The 22,074-nt window shown below is 35.8% G+C and carries 16 protein-coding genes; 4 read left to right on the top strand and 12 right to left on the bottom strand.

Annotation, left to right across the window (positions count from 1 at the left end; genetic code table 11):
* Nucleotides 1-45 precede the first annotated feature (45 nt).
* A complete protein-coding gene (locus tag DOS84_RS11720) occupies nt 46-3,972 on the bottom strand; it encodes a starch-binding protein (RefSeq protein WP_111410317.1) in 3,927 nt (1,308 codons plus the stop codon).
* A 444-nt stretch (nt 3,973-4,416) separates the two neighbouring features.
* Between DOS84_RS11720 and lpdA the strand changes: the two genes are divergently transcribed.
* The gene (gene lpdA / locus DOS84_RS11725; RefSeq protein WP_111410318.1) at nt 4,417-5,820 is read left to right on the top strand and encodes a dihydrolipoyl dehydrogenase; all 1,404 of its coding nucleotides are present in this window, start codon (nt 4,417-4,419) and stop codon (nt 5,818-5,820) included.
* 68 nt (nt 5,821-5,888) lie between these two features.
* On the opposite strand, the gene DOS84_RS11730 is transcribed toward lpdA, so the two are convergent.
* The 3 genes from DOS84_RS11730 to DOS84_RS11740 form a co-directional block, all read right to left on the bottom strand.
* Nucleotides 5,889-6,266, bottom strand: a complete 378-nt coding sequence (locus DOS84_RS11730) for a DoxX family protein (protein WP_111410319.1) — start codon at nt 6,264-6,266, stop codon at nt 5,889-5,891.
* A gap of 51 nt (nt 6,267-6,317) precedes the next feature.
* A complete protein-coding gene (locus tag DOS84_RS11735; RefSeq protein WP_111410320.1) occupies nt 6,318-6,713 on the bottom strand; it encodes a DoxX family protein in 396 nt (131 codons plus the stop codon).
* Nucleotides 6,714-7,049: 336 nt separating this feature from the next.
* On the bottom strand, nt 7,050-7,940 hold the full coding sequence (locus DOS84_RS11740) for a DUF4349 domain-containing protein (protein WP_111410321.1): 891 nt from the start codon (nt 7,938-7,940) through the stop codon (nt 7,050-7,052).
* A gap of 205 nt (nt 7,941-8,145) precedes the next feature.
* On the opposite strand from DOS84_RS11740, the gene DOS84_RS11745 reads away from it, so the two are divergent.
* Genes DOS84_RS11745 through DOS84_RS11755 form a run of 3 tightly spaced genes read left to right on the top strand, consistent with a single transcriptional unit; the run spans nt 8,146 to nt 12,862 of the window.
* Entirely contained in the window at nt 8,146-9,432 is a 1,287-nt protein-coding gene (locus DOS84_RS11745; protein WP_111410322.1) for an anthranilate synthase component I family protein, read from the top strand.
* 43 nt (nt 9,433-9,475) lie between these two features.
* Nucleotides 9,476-10,789 (top strand): tRNA lysidine(34) synthetase TilS, encoded by a 1,314-nt coding sequence (gene tilS, locus DOS84_RS11750; RefSeq protein WP_111410323.1) that lies wholly within the window; start codon nt 9,476-9,478, stop codon nt 10,787-10,789.
* 51 nt (nt 10,790-10,840) lie between these two features.
* Nucleotides 10,841-12,862, top strand: coding sequence for a protein-disulfide reductase DsbD family protein (locus DOS84_RS11755; RefSeq protein ID WP_111410324.1), 2,022 nt, complete (start codon nt 10,841-10,843; stop codon nt 12,860-12,862).
* Between the two features lie 348 nt (nt 12,863-13,210).
* On the opposite strand, the gene DOS84_RS11760 is transcribed toward DOS84_RS11755, so the two are convergent.
* The 8 genes from DOS84_RS11760 to DOS84_RS11800 form a co-directional block, all read right to left on the bottom strand.
* Nucleotides 13,211-13,879 carry an FAD-binding oxidoreductase gene (locus DOS84_RS11760; RefSeq protein WP_111410325.1) on the bottom strand — a complete coding sequence of 223 codons (669 nt, stop codon included), beginning with the start codon at nt 13,877-13,879 and terminating at the stop codon, nt 13,211-13,213.
* A gap of 5 nt (nt 13,880-13,884) precedes the next feature.
* Nucleotides 13,885-14,658, bottom strand: a complete 774-nt coding sequence (locus DOS84_RS11765; RefSeq protein WP_111410326.1) for a slipin family protein — start codon at nt 14,656-14,658, stop codon at nt 13,885-13,887.
* A gap of 69 nt (nt 14,659-14,727) precedes the next feature.
* The gene (locus DOS84_RS11770) at nt 14,728-15,573 is read right to left on the bottom strand and encodes a class I SAM-dependent methyltransferase (RefSeq protein ID WP_111410327.1); all 846 of its coding nucleotides are present in this window, start codon (nt 15,571-15,573) and stop codon (nt 14,728-14,730) included.
* Between the two features lie 242 nt (nt 15,574-15,815).
* Nucleotides 15,816-17,141, bottom strand: a complete 1,326-nt coding sequence (locus DOS84_RS11775; RefSeq protein ID WP_111410328.1) for an ammonium transporter — start codon at nt 17,139-17,141, stop codon at nt 15,816-15,818.
* A gap of 604 nt (nt 17,142-17,745) precedes the next feature.
* A complete protein-coding gene (locus tag DOS84_RS11785; protein ID WP_111410330.1) occupies nt 17,746-19,062 on the bottom strand; it encodes an ammonium transporter in 1,317 nt (438 codons plus the stop codon).
* Nucleotides 19,063-19,401: 339 nt separating this feature from the next.
* A complete protein-coding gene (locus DOS84_RS11790; RefSeq protein WP_111410331.1) occupies nt 19,402-20,472 on the bottom strand; it encodes an aminotransferase class I/II-fold pyridoxal phosphate-dependent enzyme in 1,071 nt (356 codons plus the stop codon).
* 4 nt (nt 20,473-20,476) lie between these two features.
* Nucleotides 20,477-21,493, bottom strand: coding sequence for a dipeptide epimerase (locus tag DOS84_RS11795; protein ID WP_111410332.1), 1,017 nt, complete (start codon nt 21,491-21,493; stop codon nt 20,477-20,479).
* Between the two features lie 124 nt (nt 21,494-21,617).
* On the bottom strand, nt 21,618-21,995 hold the full coding sequence (locus tag DOS84_RS11800) for a PH domain-containing protein (protein ID WP_111410333.1): 378 nt from the start codon (nt 21,993-21,995) through the stop codon (nt 21,618-21,620).
* Nucleotides 21,996-22,074 lie beyond the last annotated feature (79 nt).

A 22,074-nucleotide genomic window follows, 5' to 3' on the forward strand; every position in this document is an offset into this window, starting at 1 on the left:
CGGCTTTTTGTTTTAAAGATTTATTATAATAAAATTTGGGGAGATCTATTTCTTAATAATTTTTTGCATAGTTTCTTGACCGTTTTCCAATCGGATGACGATAAAATAAAGTCCAACACTCAAATGACTTACGTCAACGATGTTTCCGTTTAGTTTTCCTTCCTGAATAATACTTCCTTGTGACGAAATAATAGTGTAATTATTTAAAGGGCTCGTCGAACTGATTTGTAATGTCTCATTTACGGGATTAGGATATAAGCGAATAAGATACGTTTCTTCTTCGGTGGCCGCTTCTGGTTTGGCCGCCATTTTAGCAGTAGTTACACCCCAAGTATAAGAGTATTCATTTGTTTTGTTGAGTAAATCAGGTGTTTGATTGGCAGAGCCACTGGAACCATTATTGAAAATTATATTTATGGATGTAGGACCAGTAATAGTGTACTTATAAAAGCCGTTTGTATCAGGAATCATTGTTACGCCAGGCCAAGTTGTATTGGCAACGCTTCCTGATGGAACGGCATTCCAATAATGTAATTTAGGGGCAGATGTCCAGCTTGTTGGTGGCTTAAAGTAAACAGTAAGCGTTGTTGCTGCGCTAAAATTATAAGTTTCCGTTTTAATTATCGATGAAATTCCGGCAGTATTAACTACGTATGCCTTTAAGGTTGTGTTTGCTGTAAAAGCAAATGATTTACTCCCAATTGCAGAAGAGGAAGCTGTTGTTGGTGTTGTTCCGTCTAATGTGTAATATATTGTTGAAGTTGTAACATTGGCTGTCAAAACGACATTTACTGTTGTTCCCGTTGTAAAAGTCCCTCCAGTTCTTGAGTTTGTAAAGTCAGGCGCAATAACGGGACATCTATTGGTTGGCTCTGCACTTAACCAAGCGGAGTCATAATATTTAACGCCAGCTGTTGTACTTAAATCGGCTGTTTTAAGATTTCCATCATTGAACAATAAATTTGATGCAGTTACTGTTGATGGGAAAGTGTATTTATACCAGTCCCCGCAATCTTGGGTCATTGCCACTCCTGGATAGGTAACAGCAGGAGCAGTTCCCGTTGGAGACCAGTAGTATATTTTTACGGCAGTGTTCCAATTACTTGGTTTTTTAAAGTAGACAGTGAATGTAGTTGGAGCGTTAAATGTATAGGTTTCAGTTTTAACGGCGGAACTGATACTGGCCACATTTTTGACAAAAGCCTTAAGGGTTGTTGTGCTTGTTAAGGCAAATGTTTTGTTTCCAATAGCAGAAGGTGATGCAGTTGTTGGTATCGTTCCGTCTAATGTGTAATAAATAGTTGAAGTAGTTTCATTAGCAGTCAAAACAATATTTACGGTTGTTCCCGTTGTAAAAGTTCCCCCTGCTTGTGAGTTTGTAAAATCAGGAGCAACAACAGGACATCTGTCGGTTGGTTCGGCAGCGAGCCAAGCTGAGTCGTAATATTTAATTCCGGCAGTTGCTGTTAAATCTCCTGTTTTTAGAGTTCCATCATTGAATAATAAATTTGATGCGGTCACTGTTGATGGGAAAGTGTATTTATACCAATCACCACAATCTTTTGTCATTGCCACTCCAGGATAGGTTACTGCAGGTGCAGTTCCTGTTGGAGACCAATAGTATATTTTTACGGCAGCATTCCAATTGGATGGTTTTTTAAAATAAACGGTGAATTCGGGGATTGCTCCAATTGTGTACGTTTTTGTAATAATTTCAGATTGGTTTCCTTCATTATCTACAGCGAAAACTTTAACTGTTGTAGTTTGAGCAATGTTAATTGTTTTTGTAGACTCAGCAAATGAGGATATAAGAGTAGGAGTAGAACCATCTGTTGTGTAATACAATTTTGGTTTTGGATCCGTGCTGTCTGTGGCTGTAATAGTCACATCAAAAGCTGTTGGAGAGTTAGTGGTGTCTGGGGTAAAAGCAACTTTTGGTGCTACATCCAGATTTTTTCCAACCCATACATGTTGAATTTTGGATTTGGTTATATTTCCTTTTTTATCAGTTACTTCAACGTAATAATCTAATAATTTTTCTGAGATTCCTGCAATTTCAGCATAGTATTGACTAGCAATTACGTCTGGTAGCATATATAAATCTGCTTGTGTACTATTGGTGAAATTTCCTTTTGGAAATACTCTTTCAGTCATTGGTAAAGATATCCATGTGCCAACTTCTCCACCGCCTGCATAAATTTCGTTTTGATTTGAACCGGGACTATTTTTTCCGTCAACGTCAATACGGTATTTTAATTCTGATTTTTGAATACCACTCACATCATAAGCAAAAGTATAAACGGTAAAATCGGCCGAATTTAAGAAATCTTTGTATGCATAAGGTGCACCATATCCCTTTTCGCCTGGATTATAAGGCCAACGCTGCGGAATAAATACGGACGGTTTTGTGGTATCAACACCTGGATGGGCATCAAGGGTAGGTTTTGCAAACTGTACACATCGGTTAACGGCAAGAGTAGTTTTTATTTCTAAATCTTCAGCTAGGCCATAGTAGGCATTTCCACTGTCATAACCAGCCATTAAAAAGTGCCATGCTTTTTCTGCAGGGCTTACAGCAGCAGTTGGATTTACAATTTCGCTCATTCTAAGATTGCTTCCTTCTAATTGTTCGGCCATAATTGCGTGGTTTTCACCAGCAGTGGTAATGGCTTGATTCATCATATCTTCTGTCCAACCATTTGGATTGAATTTTTTTGAAACGGGATCGAAGAACGGCCATAACCAGTTTGTAAATTGTGGATGTCCAAAATCTCCATCGGCATTTACCCAAGCACCATCTTCTACATGGACTACTTCTGATTCAGGAACAGGATTGTCTTGTAAATACTGGGGTATTGTCGTTGGAATATTTCCATTGGCAGCCGATGCGTGTGAAAATCCTGTAACTGATTCGTTGTAATAGGAAGAACCTCCGCCCCAAGCATTGTCGCCATCATGGGCAAATAAAACCAAAGGACGTCTTGGAGATGTTGCCGCTTTGGCAACAATTGGATCTATTAACGATGTACCAATTGCGGCATATCCGTCCTCATAACTTTCATAATCTGCCATAGGCACTACAGTGATTTTATATTCCTGAGCCGTCTCTGGATCTACATATTTTGCTTTATAGGGAAGATAAGAATAGGGAACAGCAAATTGACCACCACGCGCATCTTTCTGAGCTGAAAACCAAGTGTTCCCTTTTGTGTCTACCTGATCTGCTTTGTTGGGAATGTCACACATGGTTCCGCCAGAACCGTATCTTATGGGATAGTCGGATAAGGTTCTGGATAAATGACTATTGGCTATAACCGACCATTCAATACCGCATTCTGTCAATGTCTTTATAATTCTTTCAGAGAATGCACATTCAGCTGGCCAATATCCTTTTGATTCATGTGATCCAAATAATTGAGTCGAATAATATTGATGTGCTTTAATTTCTTTTTTCAAGGCTTCGTCACTTAATAATGGAGAAAGTGCATGGTGCATTGTAAAGGAAACCATTTCCATACGGGGAAATCCACCGGAAGTTTTCCATGATTTTGCATCTTTAATGTTTTGAATCCAAGAATTGGAATAGCCCCATTGATTTGATTGAGCCAGTTCGTTGACGTTTTCCAGCAAAGACCCTCCATACGTTATTTGCGCTCCCGCTTTAGGTAAATCTTTAATGGAATTAATTGCGTTTTTTGGTGCAAATTGATAAGCAGCTACACGATCACCTGTACCAAAAATTTCTTGTAGGTTGTTTGTGGGATGGGCAAGCCCGTTTTTGTCATTATTGGCGCCAGAAACTTTTAGATCTTGAGATTCTTTTACCATCTGATATCGATTTGGGTTTTTCTTACTAACATCTCCCCAATATGTTGGTTGATGAAGATGCCATAAATAGGTTGTATTCACTTGTGCTTTTACAAAAACAAAAGGAATTAATAAGGCATAAAATAATAGTAGGTTTTTTTTCATGATTTAATTTTTCGTTATTTATATTGTGAATTTTTGTTAAATGTATATTTTATTAACATTAAAATTATGATTTTAATTTATTGCACGAATACTATTACGATGTAGTGTTTGTAACTTTTTTATATTTAACAAAAAGTAAAAAACAATTTAAATTTTTCGTGTAATCAATTGTACTTTAATTGGTTGTGTTTTTTTTGGAAAGATGAGTTTTACTGTGAAAAATGAAAGTGATAGGATTCTATAATTGATTTAATAAGTTTTAGTGGTTTTTTATGGCAACTGATTTTCTTTTCGTGATAAATTGTGATTTGTTGTTTTATTTAAAAGGTTTGTCCGTAATTATTGATAAAATCGTTATAATTCGAACAAAAAACCTCTAAAATTAAACTTTAAACAAAACTTTATTCCTTAATTTTGCATCACTAAAAATAAAAAACACATACTATGAGTTCATTTGACGTAGTCATTATAGGTTCTGGGCCAGGCGGATATGTTTCAGCTATTCGTTGTGCGCAATTGGGTTTCAAAACGGCAATTATAGAGAAATATTCAACTTTAGGGGGGACTTGCCTAAATGTAGGTTGTATTCCATCGAAAGCATTATTGTCTTCTTCACATCATTATGCAGAAATCAAACATTTTGCCGATCACGGAATTGAAGTTTCAGGTGACGTAAAGGTGAATTTAGAGAAAATGATTGCCCGTAAACAAGCAGTTGTGGATCAAACATCAGGAGGAGTAAATTTCTTGATGGAAAAAAATAAAATCACTGTTTTTAATGGTTTGGGTTCGTTTGTAGATGCGACTCACGTTGCAATTGCAAAAGCAGACGGGACATCGGAAACGATTGAAGCCAAAAATATCATTATAGCTACAGGTTCAAAACCCTCTTCTTTGCCTTTTATCAAAATCGACAAAGAAAGAATCATCACTTCGACTGAAGCTTTGGCTCTTAAAGAAGTACCTAAGCACCTTGTAATTATTGGTGGTGGTGTTATCGGTATTGAATTAGGTCAAGTGTATTTACGATTAGGGGCGCAAGTTTCGGTTGTAGAATTCATGGATAGAATTATTCCTGGAATGGATGGTGCTTTGTCTAAAGAATTGACTAAAGTGCTGAAAAAACAAGGAATGAAATTCTATACTTCTCACAAAGTACAATCAGTTGAGAGAAAAGGAGATGTTATAACTGTTCAGGCTGAAAACGCTAAAGGTGAAACAATCACTCTAGAAGGAGATTATTCTTTGGTATCAGTTGGTCGTCGTCCTTATACAGATGGATTGAATGCTGATAAAGCTGGAGTGAAAATTTCTGACAGAGGAATGGTTGAAGTAAATGACCATTTACAAACTAACGTTCCTAATATTTATGCAATTGGAGATGTGGTTCGTGGCGCTATGTTGGCTCACAAAGCAGAAGAAGAGGGGACTATGGTTGCTGAAATCTTGGCCGGTCAAAAACCACATATTGATTATAATCTGATTCCGGGAGTAGTTTACACTTGGCCAGAGGTTGCTGCTGTTGGACAAACAGAGGAACAACTGAAAGCATCTGGGGCTGAATATAAAGTGGGAAGCTTTCCTTTTAAAGCTTTAGGTCGTGCTCGTGCAAGTGGAGATCTTGACGGATTTGTAAAAATTCTTGCTGACGCCAAAACAGATGAAGTTTTAGGAGTACATATGATTGGTGCAAGAACAGCTGATTTAATTGCAGAAGCAGTTACTGCAATGGAGTTCAAGGCTTCTGCAGAAGATATTTCAAGAATGTCACATGCGCATCCAACATTTGCGGAAGCGATAAAAGAAGCGGCATTGGCAGCAACCGATAATAGAGCTTTACATATTTAAATTAGCTTTTAATAAAAAAAATCCCGTCTCGTTGTAAAAATGAGACGTTTTTTTTTTAAAATAGGTTTCTAATTTGCGGTAAATAATGCTTTGTAACTATCCCATTTGGTATAAATAAGGAATATATTCCCTAAGAATACAAAACTGGCAACCGGAATACCTTCTGGAGCCAAAAATAGGTGAGTGCAAATAATATTAACTGAAATTGGCATCAATAGAATAAAAGTAAGTTTATTGAATTTTCCAACGAGAAAAGACAATCCATAGATAAGTTCTATTGTTTTTACTAAAGGCATTAGGTAACCGGAAGCTTTTATTCCGTCGTTAAAAATTTTCATGTTTCCTGCCAAGGGAGGCTCCGGGAACAAATGCAAAAAGTAGCTTATAGAAGCAAATAGTAATAATAATCCGATTAGTGAACGAATAATAATAGTAGCAATTCTCATAGGTTTGTATTTATTGGTTTTAGTTTATTGGTAGATTTTTAATGAGCTTTATTAATCAAATTGTTTAATGGATTTTCTTGTAAACAGGCTTTTGTAGTTTTTCCAATGTACGTAAATTAAAAACAAATTTCCTAGAAATACAAAAAGTGCTAGTGGTATTCCGTTTGGGTTTAAAAAGAAATTGATGAATAAAATATTTGTACTAACCGGCAGGACAATAAGATTGGATAAGGCAACGTATTGACCAGTGAGATATGAAATTCCACAGAGTAATTCTATTGTTTTAACCATTGGCATTAGATAAACAGAAGAAATTAAGCCTAGTTGGAAAGCTTTGAAATCCCCTGTGCTTGCAAGGTCTGGCATTAAGTTAAAAAAATAGGCTACCGATACAAAAACTAGTAATAAGCCAATTATTGTGCGAATAAAGAAGGTTGCAGTTTTCATATTTCGAGTATTTAAGAAGTTAAATGTTTAATTGATAATATGTGATTACAAGAGTAATCATCTTTTCATCCATTTACTTACATTGATAGCTTTCGGAGGCAAAAAACTAAGTCCATTTCACTAACAAATTTAGTTAAATTTTTTATTATTTATTACGATTTTAGTTATTTTATTAGTTATATTTCCTTAAAATTGAGTCAATTGCGTGTTTTTGTTGTCTATTGATGGTGCTTTACTTAATTCGAACGAAACCACTAACTTTTAGTTTTTTGGCATCTCTCGGTATTACAAAACAGAATTCAATCTAGATTTTGACTTTTTTATGTGTTTGTGTTCCTATTTCTTTTTGAGATACTTTTTGTAAAGAAAGAATAGGCTAATGACGATAAATACTAGCCACCAAATTTCTATAATAAAAACGATGACATCGAGCAGTACATACCAGCCCGTTTTTAAAGAATCGATGATGCGGATCCCGATATTAGGTTTGTAGTAGTTGTAATCTTTAGTGTTAGCAATCATTTCTTGTTTAACCGATTCATGTTGGTATATTTGAATGGTCAGAGTGCTAAAGTCGATTTGGTCTTGGATTGACAAGTTTTCCAGTTTTGAATTGTCGTTTTGTTCTTTTTGACTAGCCAAATTATTTTCGGCCTCCATAATATCGTTGATTTTTTTTCCTTTAGTATCGATGGCTTTTTCTACCCTTTTTTGATTAGTGCTGCTTCTTTTTTGAGAAAGCTGGTTTGAAAGCATTTTTAAGGAAACATCGTCCGCTTTTATAATTCGGTAATCGAGAAAATCAATTTGCTTGGCAATAGTTTTGATAACTGTGTCAAGACGTTTGTTAGGCACTCTTATCGTGATATTGTTTTCTACGTTGTAACGGGTTGTTTCGAGAGTGCTATCCTGGCTTATTTTAGTTTCAAACTTATCAATAATGTTGCTTTGCAAATTGGTGTAGGTAACAAATCCATCAAATTTATTGGTGATATTTTCAATGATATAAGTAGATTGGGTAACATTTTTAACTTTGAATTTGAGGTCGGCAGTACGAATGAATTTTCGTGTGCTTCCTTCTTTTTCAACTGCTGCAGAGGAGGAAATGCTGTCAGCGGATATTGCGATGTCTGAAGTTGATTCTTCGCTTGCTTCACTTTTTTTGCAGCTGATGATTAGTGTAATAATGGCTAATGAAATTAGGCCTTGCTTCACAATTTTGTTCATAGATTTGGATTTAAAGATTGATAATTGTTTTCTATTGTGCGATTGTTTTTATATTTTCAAGCTTGAATTCGATATCAAATATATAATGTTTTAACAAGTAAAAACTTTTTTAATGTTTATTTAACTAAGGTTTAGTTTTATGATATTTCTACTTGAGAAGCGATTTTTTTTGTTGTAATTTTGAGGTCCATAAACAGATTAATTTTTGAGAACTTCCATTTATAAATTTATTAAAGAACCATTGCAGTTCAAGCAACAGCTTGTTGCTTGGGGACAGCAATTTAGAGAGATATCTTTTCTGGACAGTAATTCATTTTCAAACGAATATTCAAGCTTCGATTGTGTATTGGCTGTTGATGCTTTTACGTCCATGAAAACAGATTACCACAATGCTTTTGAGGATTTGAAGCAATACCAGCAAACCACCAAAGATTGGTTATTTGGCTATCTTTCGTATGATTTGAAAAATGACCAAGAGCATTTGCAATCCAATAATTATGATGGATTGGACTTTCCTGATTTGTTCTTTTTTCAGCCTAAAAAGTTGTTTTTGTTAAAAGGTAATCAACTCGAGATTAAATATCTTAATATGTGTGATGATGAGGTTGAAGATGATTTTATTGACATAGTCAACAGTCAAAAAACAGGAGTCGAAAATCAAAATAAAATAGCTATTGAGCAACGCATCCCGAAGCAAAATTACATCGAGAAAGTTTCCAAATTGCTGGAATATATTCATCACGGTGATTTGTATGAAGCTAATTTTTGCATGGAGTTTTTCGCCAAGAATGCCGTTATCAATCCACTGGAAAAATTTCTCCGACTCAATGAAATTTCTCAGGCTCCATTTACTGTGTTTTTCAAGAACGACAAGCAATTTTTGCTTTCGGCATCACCAGAGCGTTATTTGAAAAAAGAAGGCGTAAATTTAATTTCGCAACCCATAAAAGGAACTTCCAAACGATTTTTGGATCCATTGGAAGATGAAAAATCTAAAAATACTTTGGCTGAAGATCCTAAAGAAAGAGCTGAAAACATTATGATAACCGACCTGGTTCGAAATGATTTGTCCAGAACGGCCGAAAAAGCATCTGTCGAAGTGAAAGAGCTGTGCGGAATTTATTCTTTTTTGCAGGTACACCAAATGATTTCGACGGTAACATCCAAAATAGATCCTCAATATACGGCAGTAGATACGATTCGAACCACATTTCCTATGGGAAGTATGACTGGAGCCCCCAAATATGCCGCAATGAAAATTATTGAGGAATTGGAGGAAACCAAGCGTGGATTGTACAGTGGTGCGGTGGGCTATTTTACTCCAAATGGTGACTTCGATTTCAATGTTGTTATTCGCAGCATTCTTTACAACCAAGAAAATAAATACGTGTCTTTCTCTGTGGGAAGTGCTATAACTTCATTATCCATTCCTGAAAAGGAATACGATGAATGTTTGCTTAAAGCAAAAGCGATGCATGAAGTTTTGTTGTAAGTGAATTCATATTGGATTAAATAATAATCAGTATTTTTGATAGATGAAAAGTATATTCCAAAATCATATCGATAAAGAAATTCCGTATTTGAAGCAAAAAAAACTACTACTTGCCGTAAGTGGAGGTTTGGACAGTATGGTTTTATTGCATTTATTTCAGGAATTGAGCTATGATATTGCTATAGCCCATTGCAATTTTCAACTTCGGGGAGTAGAGAGTTTTGGAGATCAAAAATTTGTGCAAGACTATGCTGAGGCTAGTGGGATACCAATTTTTGTGACCCAATTTGATACTGAGGCTTTTGCCAAAGATTATAAATTATCAACTCAGGTTGCTGCCAGAGAACTACGATACAATTGGTTTTATGAGTTATTGGAAACCGAAAAATTTGATTACATATTGACAGCTCATCATGCCGATGACAATCTGGAAACCTTCCTCATTAATCTCACACGAGGAACAGGATTAGAAGGATTGACAGGGATTCCGGTGCAAAATGATAGAGTGATTCGACCTTTACTTTTTTTATCCCGCCAAGAAATTGAAAATTATGCCAAGGCAAATGATATTCAGTGGCGTGAAGATAGTAGTAATGCTTCGGATAAATATGTAAGGAACAAAATTCGGCATCATTTGATTCCTGTTTTGAAGGAGTTGAATCCTCATTTTATGAACTCATTTTTGAAAACCGAAGGCTATTTGCAAGAATCATTAGCAATGGTTGAAGATGCTGCGAGTATGGTTTTTCAGCAAGTGGCGATCGAAAAGGAAAATCAAATTCATTTTGATTTAAACCAATTGTTGCAATTACCCAATTATCAATCGTATTTGTACCAATGGCTCAAAGATTATGGTTTTACTGCTTGGGAAGATATTTATGATTTGGTTGACAGTCAATCTGGAAAACAGGTTTTTGCGACTGATTTTCGTTTATTGAAAGACAGAGATTCCCTGATTTTATCGCCAATTGATGATAGTGAGAAAGAAATAGAATTTTTGGTTAATGAAAATGAGACAGAAGTTAATATTCCCTTAAATATGACTTTTTGTAAAGCAGCAGACATTTCGGTTGCTACAAATAAAACTATATTTGTCGACGCTGATCAATTGGTTTTTCCATTGGTGATACGCAAGTGGAAAACAGGAGACATTTTCCTGCCTTTTGGGATGGATGGAAAGTCTAAAAAGGTGAGTAAACTTTTTAAGGATGAAAAATTATCATTGATAGAAAAAGAAAATACTTGGCTTTTGTGCTCAGATAATCAAATAGTTTGGGTAATTGGAATAAGAGCCGATCATCGATTTAGAACCTCAAATACGACCAAAAACATACTTAGAATTGAATTTGAGAATTAGAAAATAGAGTACAGAGTAAAGAAGAAAGAGTTCGAAAATAGAAAATAAAAAATGAAAAAAATAATAGTTATATTTCTTTGTTTTTTGGCTTTTGCCAAAGGGAATGCTCAAGTTTTAGATCCTGTAAAATGGACTACTAAAATCGAAAAAAAAACGGATACCCAATATGTTTTGACTTTTACTGGTGTGATCGAGAAAGATTGGCATTTGTATTCACAATTCACACCAGATGGTGGTCCACTGCCTTTGGAGATTATTTTTAAAGATCAAAAAGGGAATTTTGATTTGGTGGGAAAAGCTAAAGAAAGTAAAACGACTACTGCTTTTAATGATGTTTTTGGGGTAAATGAAACTTTTTTTCATGATAAAGCTCAAATTCAACAGGAAATAACAGTGATAAATCCAAAGATTACTTCAGTCCAAGCTGAATTGAATTATCAAGTTTGTAAAGAGGTTTGTATCAATCTGGAAAAGAAATTCACTTTTAAAATTCCAACTGCCGAATCAGTGGTTGCAGTGGCTACTCCGGTTGTTGCCGTGAAATTGGATACAGCCAAATCGGACACGGCAAATATATTTACGGTGGTAACAAAGGAAACCGCAGCACCAGTTGAAACGAAAGATATCAATCAACCAAAGCCGACTTCGGAAAGAGGATTGTGGTCTATTTTTTTTATTGCATTTTTTTCCGGATTTGCGGCTTTGCTGACTCCTTGTGTGTTTCCAATGATTCCGATGACGGTTAGTTTTTTTACTAAACAAAGTAAAAATAGAGCTGCAGGAATCAAAAATGCGATTATTTACGGGGTTTCGATTATTCTAATTTATGTCTTACTAGGATTTTTGGTTACCTGGATTTTTGGTGCCGATGCACTGAATGCGTTGTCAACTAATGTTTGGTTCAATATCCTTTTCTTTATTTTATTAGTGGTTTTTGCAACTTCATTTCTAGGGGCTTTTGAAATTATGCTGCCTAATTCTTGGGCAAATAAAGTAGACAGCCAGGCTGATAGAGGGGGAATCATCGGTATATTGTTTATGGCATTGGCCTTAGCTATCGTTTCGTTCTCCTGCACAGGACCTATTGTAGGAACACTTTTGGTGGATGCAGCTTCCAAGGGAGGAATTGCCCCGATAATCGGGATGTTCGGTTTTTCATTGGCTTTGGCTTTGCCTTTTATGCTTTTTGCAATGTTCCCAGGATGGTTGCATTCTTTACCAAAATCGGGAGGATGGTTGAATACCGTTAAAGTGGTATTAGGATTTTTGGAATTGGCTTTGGCGTTTAAATTTTTATCCAATGCTGATTTGGTTTTACAATTGCATTTATTGGAAAGAGAAGTGTTCTTGGTAATTTGGATTGCTATTTTTGGAACTTTGGCCTTTTATTTATTTGGAAAAATTACGTTGCCACATGACAGTCCGATATCACATATTTCGGTTGGAAGATTGTCTTTAGGTTTGTTAGTTTTGTCTTTTACAATTTATTTAATACCAGGACTTTGGGGTGCTCCACTTAAATTGATAAGTGCATTTCCTCCACCAATGGAATATAGTGAAAGTCCATTGGGTGTAGGCAGTTCGAATGTTGGAAATGCTTCGGCGGTCGTTTTGCCGGAAGGAGCAAAATTAGGTCCAAACCAAATTGTTGTTTTTGATGATTATGATAAAGGTCTGGCTTATGCTAAAACGGTGAACAAACCCATAATGCTAGATTTTACAGGACATGCTTGCGTGAATTGCCGAAAAATGGAAAACAATGTCTGGTCGGATGCAAGTGTGCTTCCAATTCTTAAAAATGAAGTTGTAGTAATTTCATTGTATGTGGATGACAAAAGACCATTGCCAGAAAGCGAACAGTTTGTTTCCAAATCGACTGGATCTGAAATTGAAACGATAGGCGATAAATGGACAGATTTTATGATTTCCAAATACAATACTAATACACAGCCGTTGTATGTTTTAACCGATTTGCAAGGTAATAGTCTCAACGAAAAGCAACCAACGATAAGTTACGTGAGTGTTGAAGAATATGAAGCTTGGTTGAAAGCCGGTATTTCAAAGTTTAATTAGTTTTTTTTTCGTAGAGGCTAGGTCATTAAGTAACTAATTCACTGAGATTAATAAGGTAGAATGGTTAAAAAAATAAATTAAAAATCCCAATCTTTTTTTAAGATTGGGATTTTTTGTTGATTGTCTTTTTTTGAAAAGTTCATATGCAGTCAAAAAGTATGTTGTTGAAAAAGTAATAATCTGATGAAATGCTAAAGCCGCGTAAGGGATAGTAGCAAGCTACCGAAGTAGCGCGGATAGCCCGACCGCATGAGGAAAAGGGGCAGCTAAAGATAACGACAAGTAAGCCCCTTTTTATTATGTGGTTAAGCCCAAATGAGTTTTAGTAAATTGATGAAGTTAATGTTTTTATTTTTCGAAAATCATGGTGTTTGCTGTTGCTCCAAGATCCAATAGGTGGCTAGTGATGTTTTTCACAAAATCAGTGGGGCCGCAGACATAAAAGTTTTGACTGAAGTCGGCAATGGTTTCAATTAGGAAATTGCGATCAATTCGTCTTTCTTGATACCCTATCACATTCTCCCGGGTGAAAATTTTTAAGAAATCTTTCTTCAACATTTTTTGTAATTCCTCAGCCATGATTACATCCTCCGTAGTTTTGTTGCTGTAAATTAGTTTGTTACCAAGTAGGTGTTGTTTTTTGTACAAATCACGGAAAATGGAAATAAACGGAGTAATACCAGCGCCTCCTGCAATAAAAGTTCCTTTTCCTTTGTATTGTATGGCTCCGAAAACATCGTGAAGAATCAATTCGGCTCCCGCATTGATGCTGCCTAGTTTATTTGTTACTCCCTCGTGTTCCTTGTAGATTTTAATCATGAATTCAAGATAATTCTGTTCCCTTAAATTGGTGAAGGTAAAAGGGCGTAATTTGTCTGACCATTCAGGAAGGTTTATGGAAACGTCGGTAGCTTGACCCGGAATAAAATCGTATCCGGCGGGTTTTTCAATCACAAAGCATTTTACGTCATGGGTAATGTAAAAAGCTTTTAATATTTTAACAATATGAGTATCCATATAGTTTAAGATTTATCTAATTTGCTTTCATTAGCAAGTTTTGTTAAACTTTTTGCGGCATTTGTGAAGTCTGATGGCATAAGGATTACGGTAGTGGTATTGTTGTCAATACCTATTTCAGCCAGCATTTGCATGCGTCTTAATTCTAAGGCAATTGGACTTTCTTCCATTTTTTTTGCACCTTGCGTTAGCTTTATGGATGCTTCAAGCTCCGCTTCAGCTTTTACAATTCTGGCTCTTTTTTCTCTTATGGCTTCTGCTTCTCGTGCCATGGCTCTTTGCATTGCTTCCGGAATTTCGACGTCTTTCATTTCGACCATTTCTATTTTTATTCCCCATGGTTCTGTTGCCGAGTCTACAATTTTTTGAAGTGTACCATTAATTTGTTCTCTTTCTCGTAATACTTCGTCAAGGGAATGTTGTCCGATAATATTTCGTAATGCAGTAACCGAGAATTGGTAAACAGCCTTATTGTAGTCCGCTACTTTGATAATTGCATTTTCAGGGCTCGTTATTTTGAACCACAGCACCGCATTTACTTTAATCGTTACACTGTCTTTTGTAATGGTTTCCTGCTGTTCAAGATCGACAGTTTTTGTTCGAATGTCCACCCGTTGTTGCCTTTCAATGAAAGGGATAATCCAATAGATTCCCGGGCCCATTATGTTTTTGAAACGGCCAAGTCTAAATACCACCGCTCGTTGATATTCTTGTGCAATCCGAATACCTCCTATAAAGAACATAACTAGTATGGTTATGATAATTTGTAAAGATGTCATGTTTGCTTTTTTAAGCGTTTTTTTGTTTGTGATTTGTTGTTTTAAGTGTTGTTAATTTGAAATCTGTCGTCATTTCTCCCCATAGATTATAAGTGCACTAGAATCAATAATAACATTGTTGTCAGGGTATTTTTGATTCACCAATGAATAGACTTCTTCTTTTATTTTTTGTCTCATGACATTGTCTGCTTTGCTAAGAGCGGCTACAACAGGAGCTGCAACATCATTCATTAGGCTCCAATAAACATCTGTTGTTTTACAATTTAATTTTCCTGCAACTTCATTTTCTTTAATGTTTTTAAGACCTGCTTGTGAAAATAAATCTGACATGAATCCGCTTTTGGAACAACGAAACATTCCGGGAGCGCCTGGTGGAGGGGGTGGTATCTCTATGTTCTTGCTTATTGTTTCCATGGTGGCGGTTATCCAGAAATTTTTTTCAGGAATGTTCCAAACGGCAGTTGCAATTTTGCCTCCGGGTTTAAGGACTCTAGTCATTTCTTTTATGGCTAATAGCATGTCAGGGAAAAACATAAATCCAAAGCGGCAACTGATGGCATCGAAAGTATTGTCTGCAAAGGGCAGTTCGCTAACGTCACACACTATGGTTTCAAAATTTTTGACCCCTCTTTTTTTTGCATTTTCTTGGGCTATTTCAAGCATTCCTTCTGCTAAGTCAGTTGCGATTACTTTTCCCCCGTTTAAATGAGATGCAATGGTCAGACCTGGTTCTCCTGTGCCTGCGGCAACATCCAAAACGAGAGCATCGTTTTTTAGATTGAGTAACCTTATGATTTCATCCCCCATTGGTTTTAGGAAATCCATTGTGAGTTCATCCCATTTTTTCCAACCAGGAGAAAACCTGTTCCAGGTTTCTTTTTGTTGGTTCCTAATTTGTTCAATTTCTAGTTCCATAATAGTATAATTTATTTGATCTTAATTATATTCTGGATGACACGACTTTGTAGGGGAAAAAATGGCGATTTGTGGGGTGTTTATTATTGTAAAATAAGCCTATAAATTTAAGAATATAATGTGTCTGCTTGTGTTAAAGTCATCATATATTTTACATTAGAAGGAAAGAGTAGTTTATGTATGAAAAAAAACACTCTAAAATAAATTCTAGAGTGTTTTTTGAAGTATTGGGAAATTGAGTTTTATAAGAATTCTCCGTGTTGTGAAATATCTAATCCAAGTTCTTCTCTTTCTTCAGTAACTCTTAGTGGAGTTATTTTATTTACAATGAAGAACAAGAAATAAGAGACACTGAAAGCAAATATAGAAACAAGAACCAATGCTTTCAATTGAATTAAGAATAAAGTAGGATCACCAAAAATCAAACCTTGGTTATCACCAACAATTGGGTTTATTGCTTTTGATGCAAAAACGCCAGTTAAAAGCATACCTACCATACCGCCAACACCGTGACAGGCAAATACATCCAAGGCATCGTCGATTTTTCCTTTAGGGAATTTACTCACAACAAGGTTACTTACAATACTGGCGATAATACCAATTGCCATAGCATGAGGAATGCTTACGAATCCTGCAGCAGGAGTAATGGCAACCAATCCCACCACGGCACCGATAGAAGCTCCCATTGCTGAAAGTTTGTGTCCCATAATTTTGTCAAGGAATACCCATCCCATTGCGGCAGCGGCAGCGGCTACTGTTGTGGTTCCTAGAGCTTGGGCAGCAAGACTACCTGCGCCTACAGCAGATCCTGCGTTGAAACCAAACCAACCGAACCATAATAAACCAGTTCCTAATAATACATAAGTGATACGAGCTGGGTTTGTTTTTTGTACTTTTCTTTTTCCTAAGAACATTGCACCTGCAAGAGCAGCCCAACCAGCACTCATGTGTACTACTGTTCCTCCAGCAAAATCCAATACTCCCCATCCAAAGAATAATCCATCAGGATGCCAAGTCATATGACATAATGGAGCATATACAAATAATATGAACAATACCATAAATAATAGATAAGCCCAAAAACGTACTCTTTCTGCAAAAGCTCCAGTGATTAACGCAGGAGTAATGATAGCAAATTTTGCTTGAAATAAGGCAAACAAAATAAAAGGGATTGTAGGAGCTAATTCCCAGGCGGTGTTAGCACTTACTCCACTAAAAAACAGGTTTGAGGTTGGATCACCAATAAAACCTCCAATTGAAGGACCAAAACAAAGTCCAAAGCCAATTACAACCCATAATATGGTAACTATAACCATAGCCATATAGCTTTGTAGCATAGTACTAATAACATTCTTTTTACCTACCATTCCACCATAAAAGAATCCAAGTCCTGGCGTCATTAATAATACTAGGGCTGTGGCTACAATCATCCAAGCCGTGTCTCCAGTGTCTAATTTTAATTCAACAACGTGTGCTCCAAGTTTGGATGATTCATTCAGTAAATGAATTGAAAAAATGGATAGTACCAGAATGGTGATTAGTATCACACTTAAAATAATTTTTCGCATAGTTTTCGGTTTTTAATTTTTTATAAAAGTATTAAATGATTTTATACCCTCCAAAAAATAAGGGTAAACAAGAGTCTTTTTATGGATATTGTATTTCATACCCCTATATTTTGATGGGTATTTAATTTTTGAAGTCAAAAAATAGAATGTGTTAATGGAATTTTAAGTTTTTTTTAAGGTTTGATCTTGAATTAACTGATTATTCATCAAATTATAGCCCATTTTGGTAATTAAGCGAACTTTTTGTTAATGATAACTTAAAATTGTTTTCTCTGCGATGAGTTTTAGCAGGGATTTATATTTAATTTTTTACGTCGGTTTGGGTGGAGGTAAATGGTGTTTTGAATACTTTTTTGTTTTTATCATTGTAGTCAAATTTGTTAAATTTATTAAAAATATGTTTAATATTTACAAATTATATTATGATTTATTTGTACTGCTTGAATTTACTCATTTTTTTGTTAAGGCTTTACTCTTAAAAAAGAGTGACCATTGTTCGGGAGTGATCTGCTTGATATAATGAATTTACTGATGGCTGAAATGGCGCAAAAAAAAAACACTCTAATTTCTTAGAGTGTTTTGGTTTTATAGTTGAAGATAGAAATTATAAATATTCTCCGTGTTGTGTGATGTCGAGTCCAAGTTGTTCTTTTTCTTCAGAAACTCTTAGAGGTGTGATTTTATTAACGATATAAAAAAGAAAGTAGGACATTATGAAAGCGAAAATAGAAACTCCAACAAGTGCAATTATTTGATGAGTGAATAATTTGGTTTCGCCAAAAGCAAGTCCTTGATTAATTACTGCAGGGTTGATATCTGTAGAAGCAAAAACTCCAGTTAATACCATTCCGACCATTCCGCCAACACCGTGACATGCAAATACATCTAAAGCGTCATCGATTTTAAATTTATGAAATTTACTAACAGTAATATTGCTGATTATACTTCCAATAATTCCCATAGTGATTGCATGTGGCATGCTTACAAATCCTGCTGCTGGTGTGATAGTTACCAGTCCAACTACTGCACCAATACAAGCGCCCATTGCGGAAAGTTTGTGTCCCATAATTTTATCAAGAAATACCCAAGTCATTGAGGCGACTGCAGCAGCAACGGTTGTTGTTCCAAGTGCTTGTGCGGCAAGACCGTTTGCTCCCATGGCAGATCCGGCATTGAAGCCAAACCATCCAAACCATAATAAACCAGTTCCTAATAATACATAAGTAATACGTGCTGGAGTTGGTTTTGGTGATTTGCGTTTTCCTAAAAAGATAGCTCCGGCAAGCGCTGCCCATCCTGCACTCATATGCACAACTGTTCCTCCTGCAAAATCCAATACTCCAAAATTATACAGTAATCCATCGGGATGCCATGTCATATGTGCTAATGGAGCGTATACAAAAAGTATAAAAAGCACCATGAATAATAGATAAGCCCAAAAACGAATACGTTCTGCAAAAGCTCCTGTTACTATAGCAGGTGTTATAATAGCGAATTTAGCCTGGAATAGTGCAAACAACAAAAAAGGAATTGTTGGAGCTAATTTCCATGAAGTGCCAATTCCGACTCCTTGAAAAAAGATATATGGTATAGGGTTTCCAATAATGCCTCCAATTGAAGGTCCAAACGATAATCCAAAAGCAATAAGCACCCATAAAACAGTTACGATAATCATTGCCATAAAGCTTTGAAGCATAGTGCTGATGACATTTTTTTTGCCGACCATACCGCCATAAAAGAATCCTAATCCAGGTGTCATCAGTAATACCAATGCAGAAGCTACAAGCATCCAAGCAATATCACCAGTGTCAAATTTTGAAATTTCTAAAAGATTTGTTTTGTGGCTAGTTAAAAAGTAATTAGAGCAATAGGATAGTACCAGAATCGTGATGAGAATCACACTTAAAACTATTTTCCGCATTTTGAATTATTTTATATTTTTTTGATGCAAAAATAAAAAATCATTTCGATCGCCCTGTTAAAACAGATGTGTGTTTGTTATTTTTATCATTTTTGTATTTTGAACCCCCTATATTTTAGATGGTGGATGTAAAAATCATTAAAAAATAACAATAATTTAATTTTGGTTGTTTTTTTGTCTACAATACAAAAGACTGATTGTATAAATTGTAGCTGTTTATTTCAATTTATAGTGAATTATCAGTTTGGAGTTATAGATCTAATAATTGAGTAATACATTGTTATAAAAAATAGAGTCGATTGCAATTAATTTTAACCTATTGGATCAAAATACTATAAATTACAACACAAATCTAATGTCACCTTCAAAGCCAGAATTCATTTGTGTAAAAGTATTCAGTTGTTGAACCATTTTATCCAAGTCGGTTTTGGTATGGTGGGCGCTAATTACAATCCGACTCAATTTTCCGGAAGCCGTTGGATAAGGAAAGGATGTTGGAATAATGTTATTGTCCAAGAGCAATTGCAGCAGTTCCTCATGGTCAAAATAAATTGCAGGATAATCTTTGGTAAATGTAAAAGCGGTGTTGGGAATTAAATGCTTGAAAACATAATTCAAGTTATCTTTTAGTTGTTGTCTTTGCAAATGATAAAGAGTTTGGGCATTTACAAAGGTTTCCAAAAAAGCAGGATTCATTCCAGAGGCTCCCACAAAATTTTGCTGTTTTTTTATTTTGTCTATAAATTGAGAATTCCCAGCAATAATGCCACCCGAAAGGCCTAAAGCTTTTCCCAGTGATGCAATAATTATTTTGTGATGAACATTTGGAAGTTCATATTGATTTAAAACACCTTGTCCATGATTTCCTAGGATTCCAATGCTATGAGATTCGTCAAGCAGTAAAGTAATTTCTTTATCACTTGGGATATCTTGAAGTACATCCAGATCAATGGGAGTAACTTCTAGCGACGGAATAGCATCCGCAACGATTCCAATTCTTAAAACGGTTGGATCGAGCAGAAAAGGATTGAGTTTCCCGCTTTGAATTAACGGTAACGAAAAGGGGTGCAATAAAGCGGGATGTGTATTTGGGAAATGAAAAACCAAATCGGTGGTGTGCTGTAGTTGTTCCAAAGCCAGTTTTCCAGCCAGCATTCCTGACGAAACGGTGACAACAGATTCGGTTCCTATTTGTTGAGCCAGTAAATCTTCGGCAGTTTTGTAAACGTCCAGTTGGATGTTCGCTGAACGGGAGCTTCCATAACTCGTTCCCCATTTTTGGAGGCTTGCCAATAGAATATTTTGGAACTCAGGTAGGGTCGTAACACCCAAATAATTGGTACCACCAAAGTATAGAAACTCTTCTCCGTCCTTATAAAATACTCTATTGGGGATCTCGTTTACCTCCATCAAATTATCGATTTATTAAACTGGCGCCTATTCCGTTTGAATCTGCATAATGAATAATTCCGTCTGTAATTGTAACACCAGTAGCAATATCTTCAGACAATAATAAAGCACCATCCATGTCTACATAATCTAACTCTGGCAGTAAATGTGCAATAGCTGAAATACCAACCGTGGATTCCGTCATACAACCCACCATTGTTTTCATACCATAGTGTTTGGCTTCGGCAATCATTCTTCGGGCAGGTGTAAGACCTCCACATTTCACTAGCTTTATATTCACCCCGTGAAAATGGTTGTGGCATTTAGCAACATCTTCCTCTACAATACAACTTTCATCAGCAATAATAGGTAGTACAGAATGTTTGAAAACCTCTTTATGCGCCGCCCATTGATCCGCTTTCATAGGTTGTTCTAGGAATTCAACACCCAGTTTTTTTAGGGCAATCGCATTATTAAGTGTTTCGGTAACCGTCCAGCCGCAATTGGCATCGATTCGGAAACGTGCATCGGTATGTTTACGCAATTCGGTAACAATGGCAATGTCGTCTTTGGTTCCCAGCTTAATTTTATAAATTGGCCAAGGCATTTCTTTTAACTTCATCACCATTTTATCCAATTTGTCAATCCCAATTGTATAATCGGTTTTAGGATTGTGCAAAGGAGAAGTTCCCCAAAGCTCGTATAGTTTTTTTCCTTTTTTCTTAGCATACAAATCATTGTAAGCCATATCCAAAGCGCATAAAGCGAACATATCATTTTTTAATAAAGCCGAAGCGGCATACCAAAATTCCTCAGGAGTTTCGTCATTGTGTGATTCTATAAACGGAATAATGGCTTCCAAATGAGCTCTCATACTATCCACCGTAATATTGTAATACGGATTTGAAGTCGCCTCACCAAAACCCGAAAATCCCTCGCTTTGCAATTCCACAATCAATGTAGGCTGAATATCGTGCGACTCTCTCGAAATCGTGAAAGTGTGCTTTAATTTGAGCTTAAAAGTGCGAATGATTATTTTCATAAGTGCTAGGTTTTAAAAGAGTTAAGATGAAGTATTCAAAAAAAAGGAGAAAGAGGCAAGAGGCAAGAAGAAAGAGTTAAGACAAAAATCTTTATTCTTGCTTCTTACCTCTATTTTCTTATAATTACTTCAATATATGCTGACTCAGGATTTGATATACTTCATTGATGTTATTTCCACCTTTGCCAAATTGTTTAGAAATAGGAGCATCTTCACCAGCCAGCCAAATCTTCAACTCGGCATCCATGTCCAGAATTCCAGCGCTTTCCTTAGAGAATTTTTTAATCGAAGTATAGGGAATCGAAAGGTAATCCACCTTACTGCCCACCAATTGTTTTTCGACCAAAATCAGTCTTTTATTCGTGAAAACAAACATATCCTTAATAACCTTGTATCCTTTTTCGATTCTTTCGCCATCTATCAATAAAGGTTCAAATTCCTTAGAAAGATTTTCAAGATTTACTTCCGATGCATTGCCTAAAATGGCATTAAATAGTCCCATGGTATTTTTTTAAAATTATTTGAATCAAATTTAAAGAATTTACTTGTTTCAGCATTACAATTTCAGACAAAATCACGGT

It is taken from the genome of Flavobacterium aquariorum, from assembly GCF_003254745.1.
GTDB classification, from domain to species: domain Bacteria; phylum Bacteroidota; class Bacteroidia; order Flavobacteriales; family Flavobacteriaceae; genus Flavobacterium; species Flavobacterium aquariorum.

Coding starts and splice junctions, on each gene's coding strand:
- DOS84_RS11720 (WP_111410317.1), bottom strand. CDS start 3,972: ATGAAAAAAAACCTACTATTATTTTATGCCTTATTAATTCCTTTTGTT.
- lpdA (WP_111410318.1), top strand. CDS start 4,417: ATGAGTTCATTTGACGTAGTCATTATAGGTTCTGGGCCAGGCGGATAT.
- DOS84_RS11730 (WP_111410319.1), bottom strand. CDS start 6,266: ATGAGAATTGCTACTATTATTATTCGTTCACTAATCGGATTATTATTA.
- DOS84_RS11735 (WP_111410320.1), bottom strand. CDS start 6,713: ATGAAAACTGCAACCTTCTTTATTCGCACAATAATTGGCTTATTACTA.
- DOS84_RS11740 (WP_111410321.1), bottom strand. CDS start 7,940: ATGAACAAAATTGTGAAGCAAGGCCTAATTTCATTAGCCATTATTACA.
- tilS (WP_111410323.1), top strand. CDS start 9,476: ATGAAAAGTATATTCCAAAATCATATCGATAAAGAAATTCCGTATTTG.
- DOS84_RS11755 (WP_111410324.1), top strand. CDS start 10,841: ATGAAAAAAATAATAGTTATATTTCTTTGTTTTTTGGCTTTTGCCAAA.
- DOS84_RS11760 (WP_111410325.1), bottom strand. CDS start 13,879: ATGGATACTCATATTGTTAAAATATTAAAAGCTTTTTACATTACCCAT.
- DOS84_RS11765 (WP_111410326.1), bottom strand. CDS start 14,658: ATGACATCTTTACAAATTATCATAACCATACTAGTTATGTTCTTTATA.
- DOS84_RS11770 (WP_111410327.1), bottom strand. CDS start 15,573: ATGGAACTAGAAATTGAACAAATTAGGAACCAACAAAAAGAAACCTGG.
- DOS84_RS11775 (WP_111410328.1), bottom strand. CDS start 17,141: ATGCGAAAAATTATTTTAAGTGTGATACTAATCACCATTCTGGTACTA.
- DOS84_RS11785 (WP_111410330.1), bottom strand. CDS start 19,062: ATGCGGAAAATAGTTTTAAGTGTGATTCTCATCACGATTCTGGTACTA.
- DOS84_RS11790 (WP_111410331.1), bottom strand. CDS start 20,472: ATGGAGGTAAACGAGATCCCCAATAGAGTATTTTATAAGGACGGAGAA.
- DOS84_RS11795 (WP_111410332.1), bottom strand. CDS start 21,493: ATGAAAATAATCATTCGCACTTTTAAGCTCAAATTAAAGCACACTTTC.
- DOS84_RS11800 (WP_111410333.1), bottom strand. CDS start 21,995: ATGGGACTATTTAATGCCATTTTAGGCAATGCATCGGAAGTAAATCTT.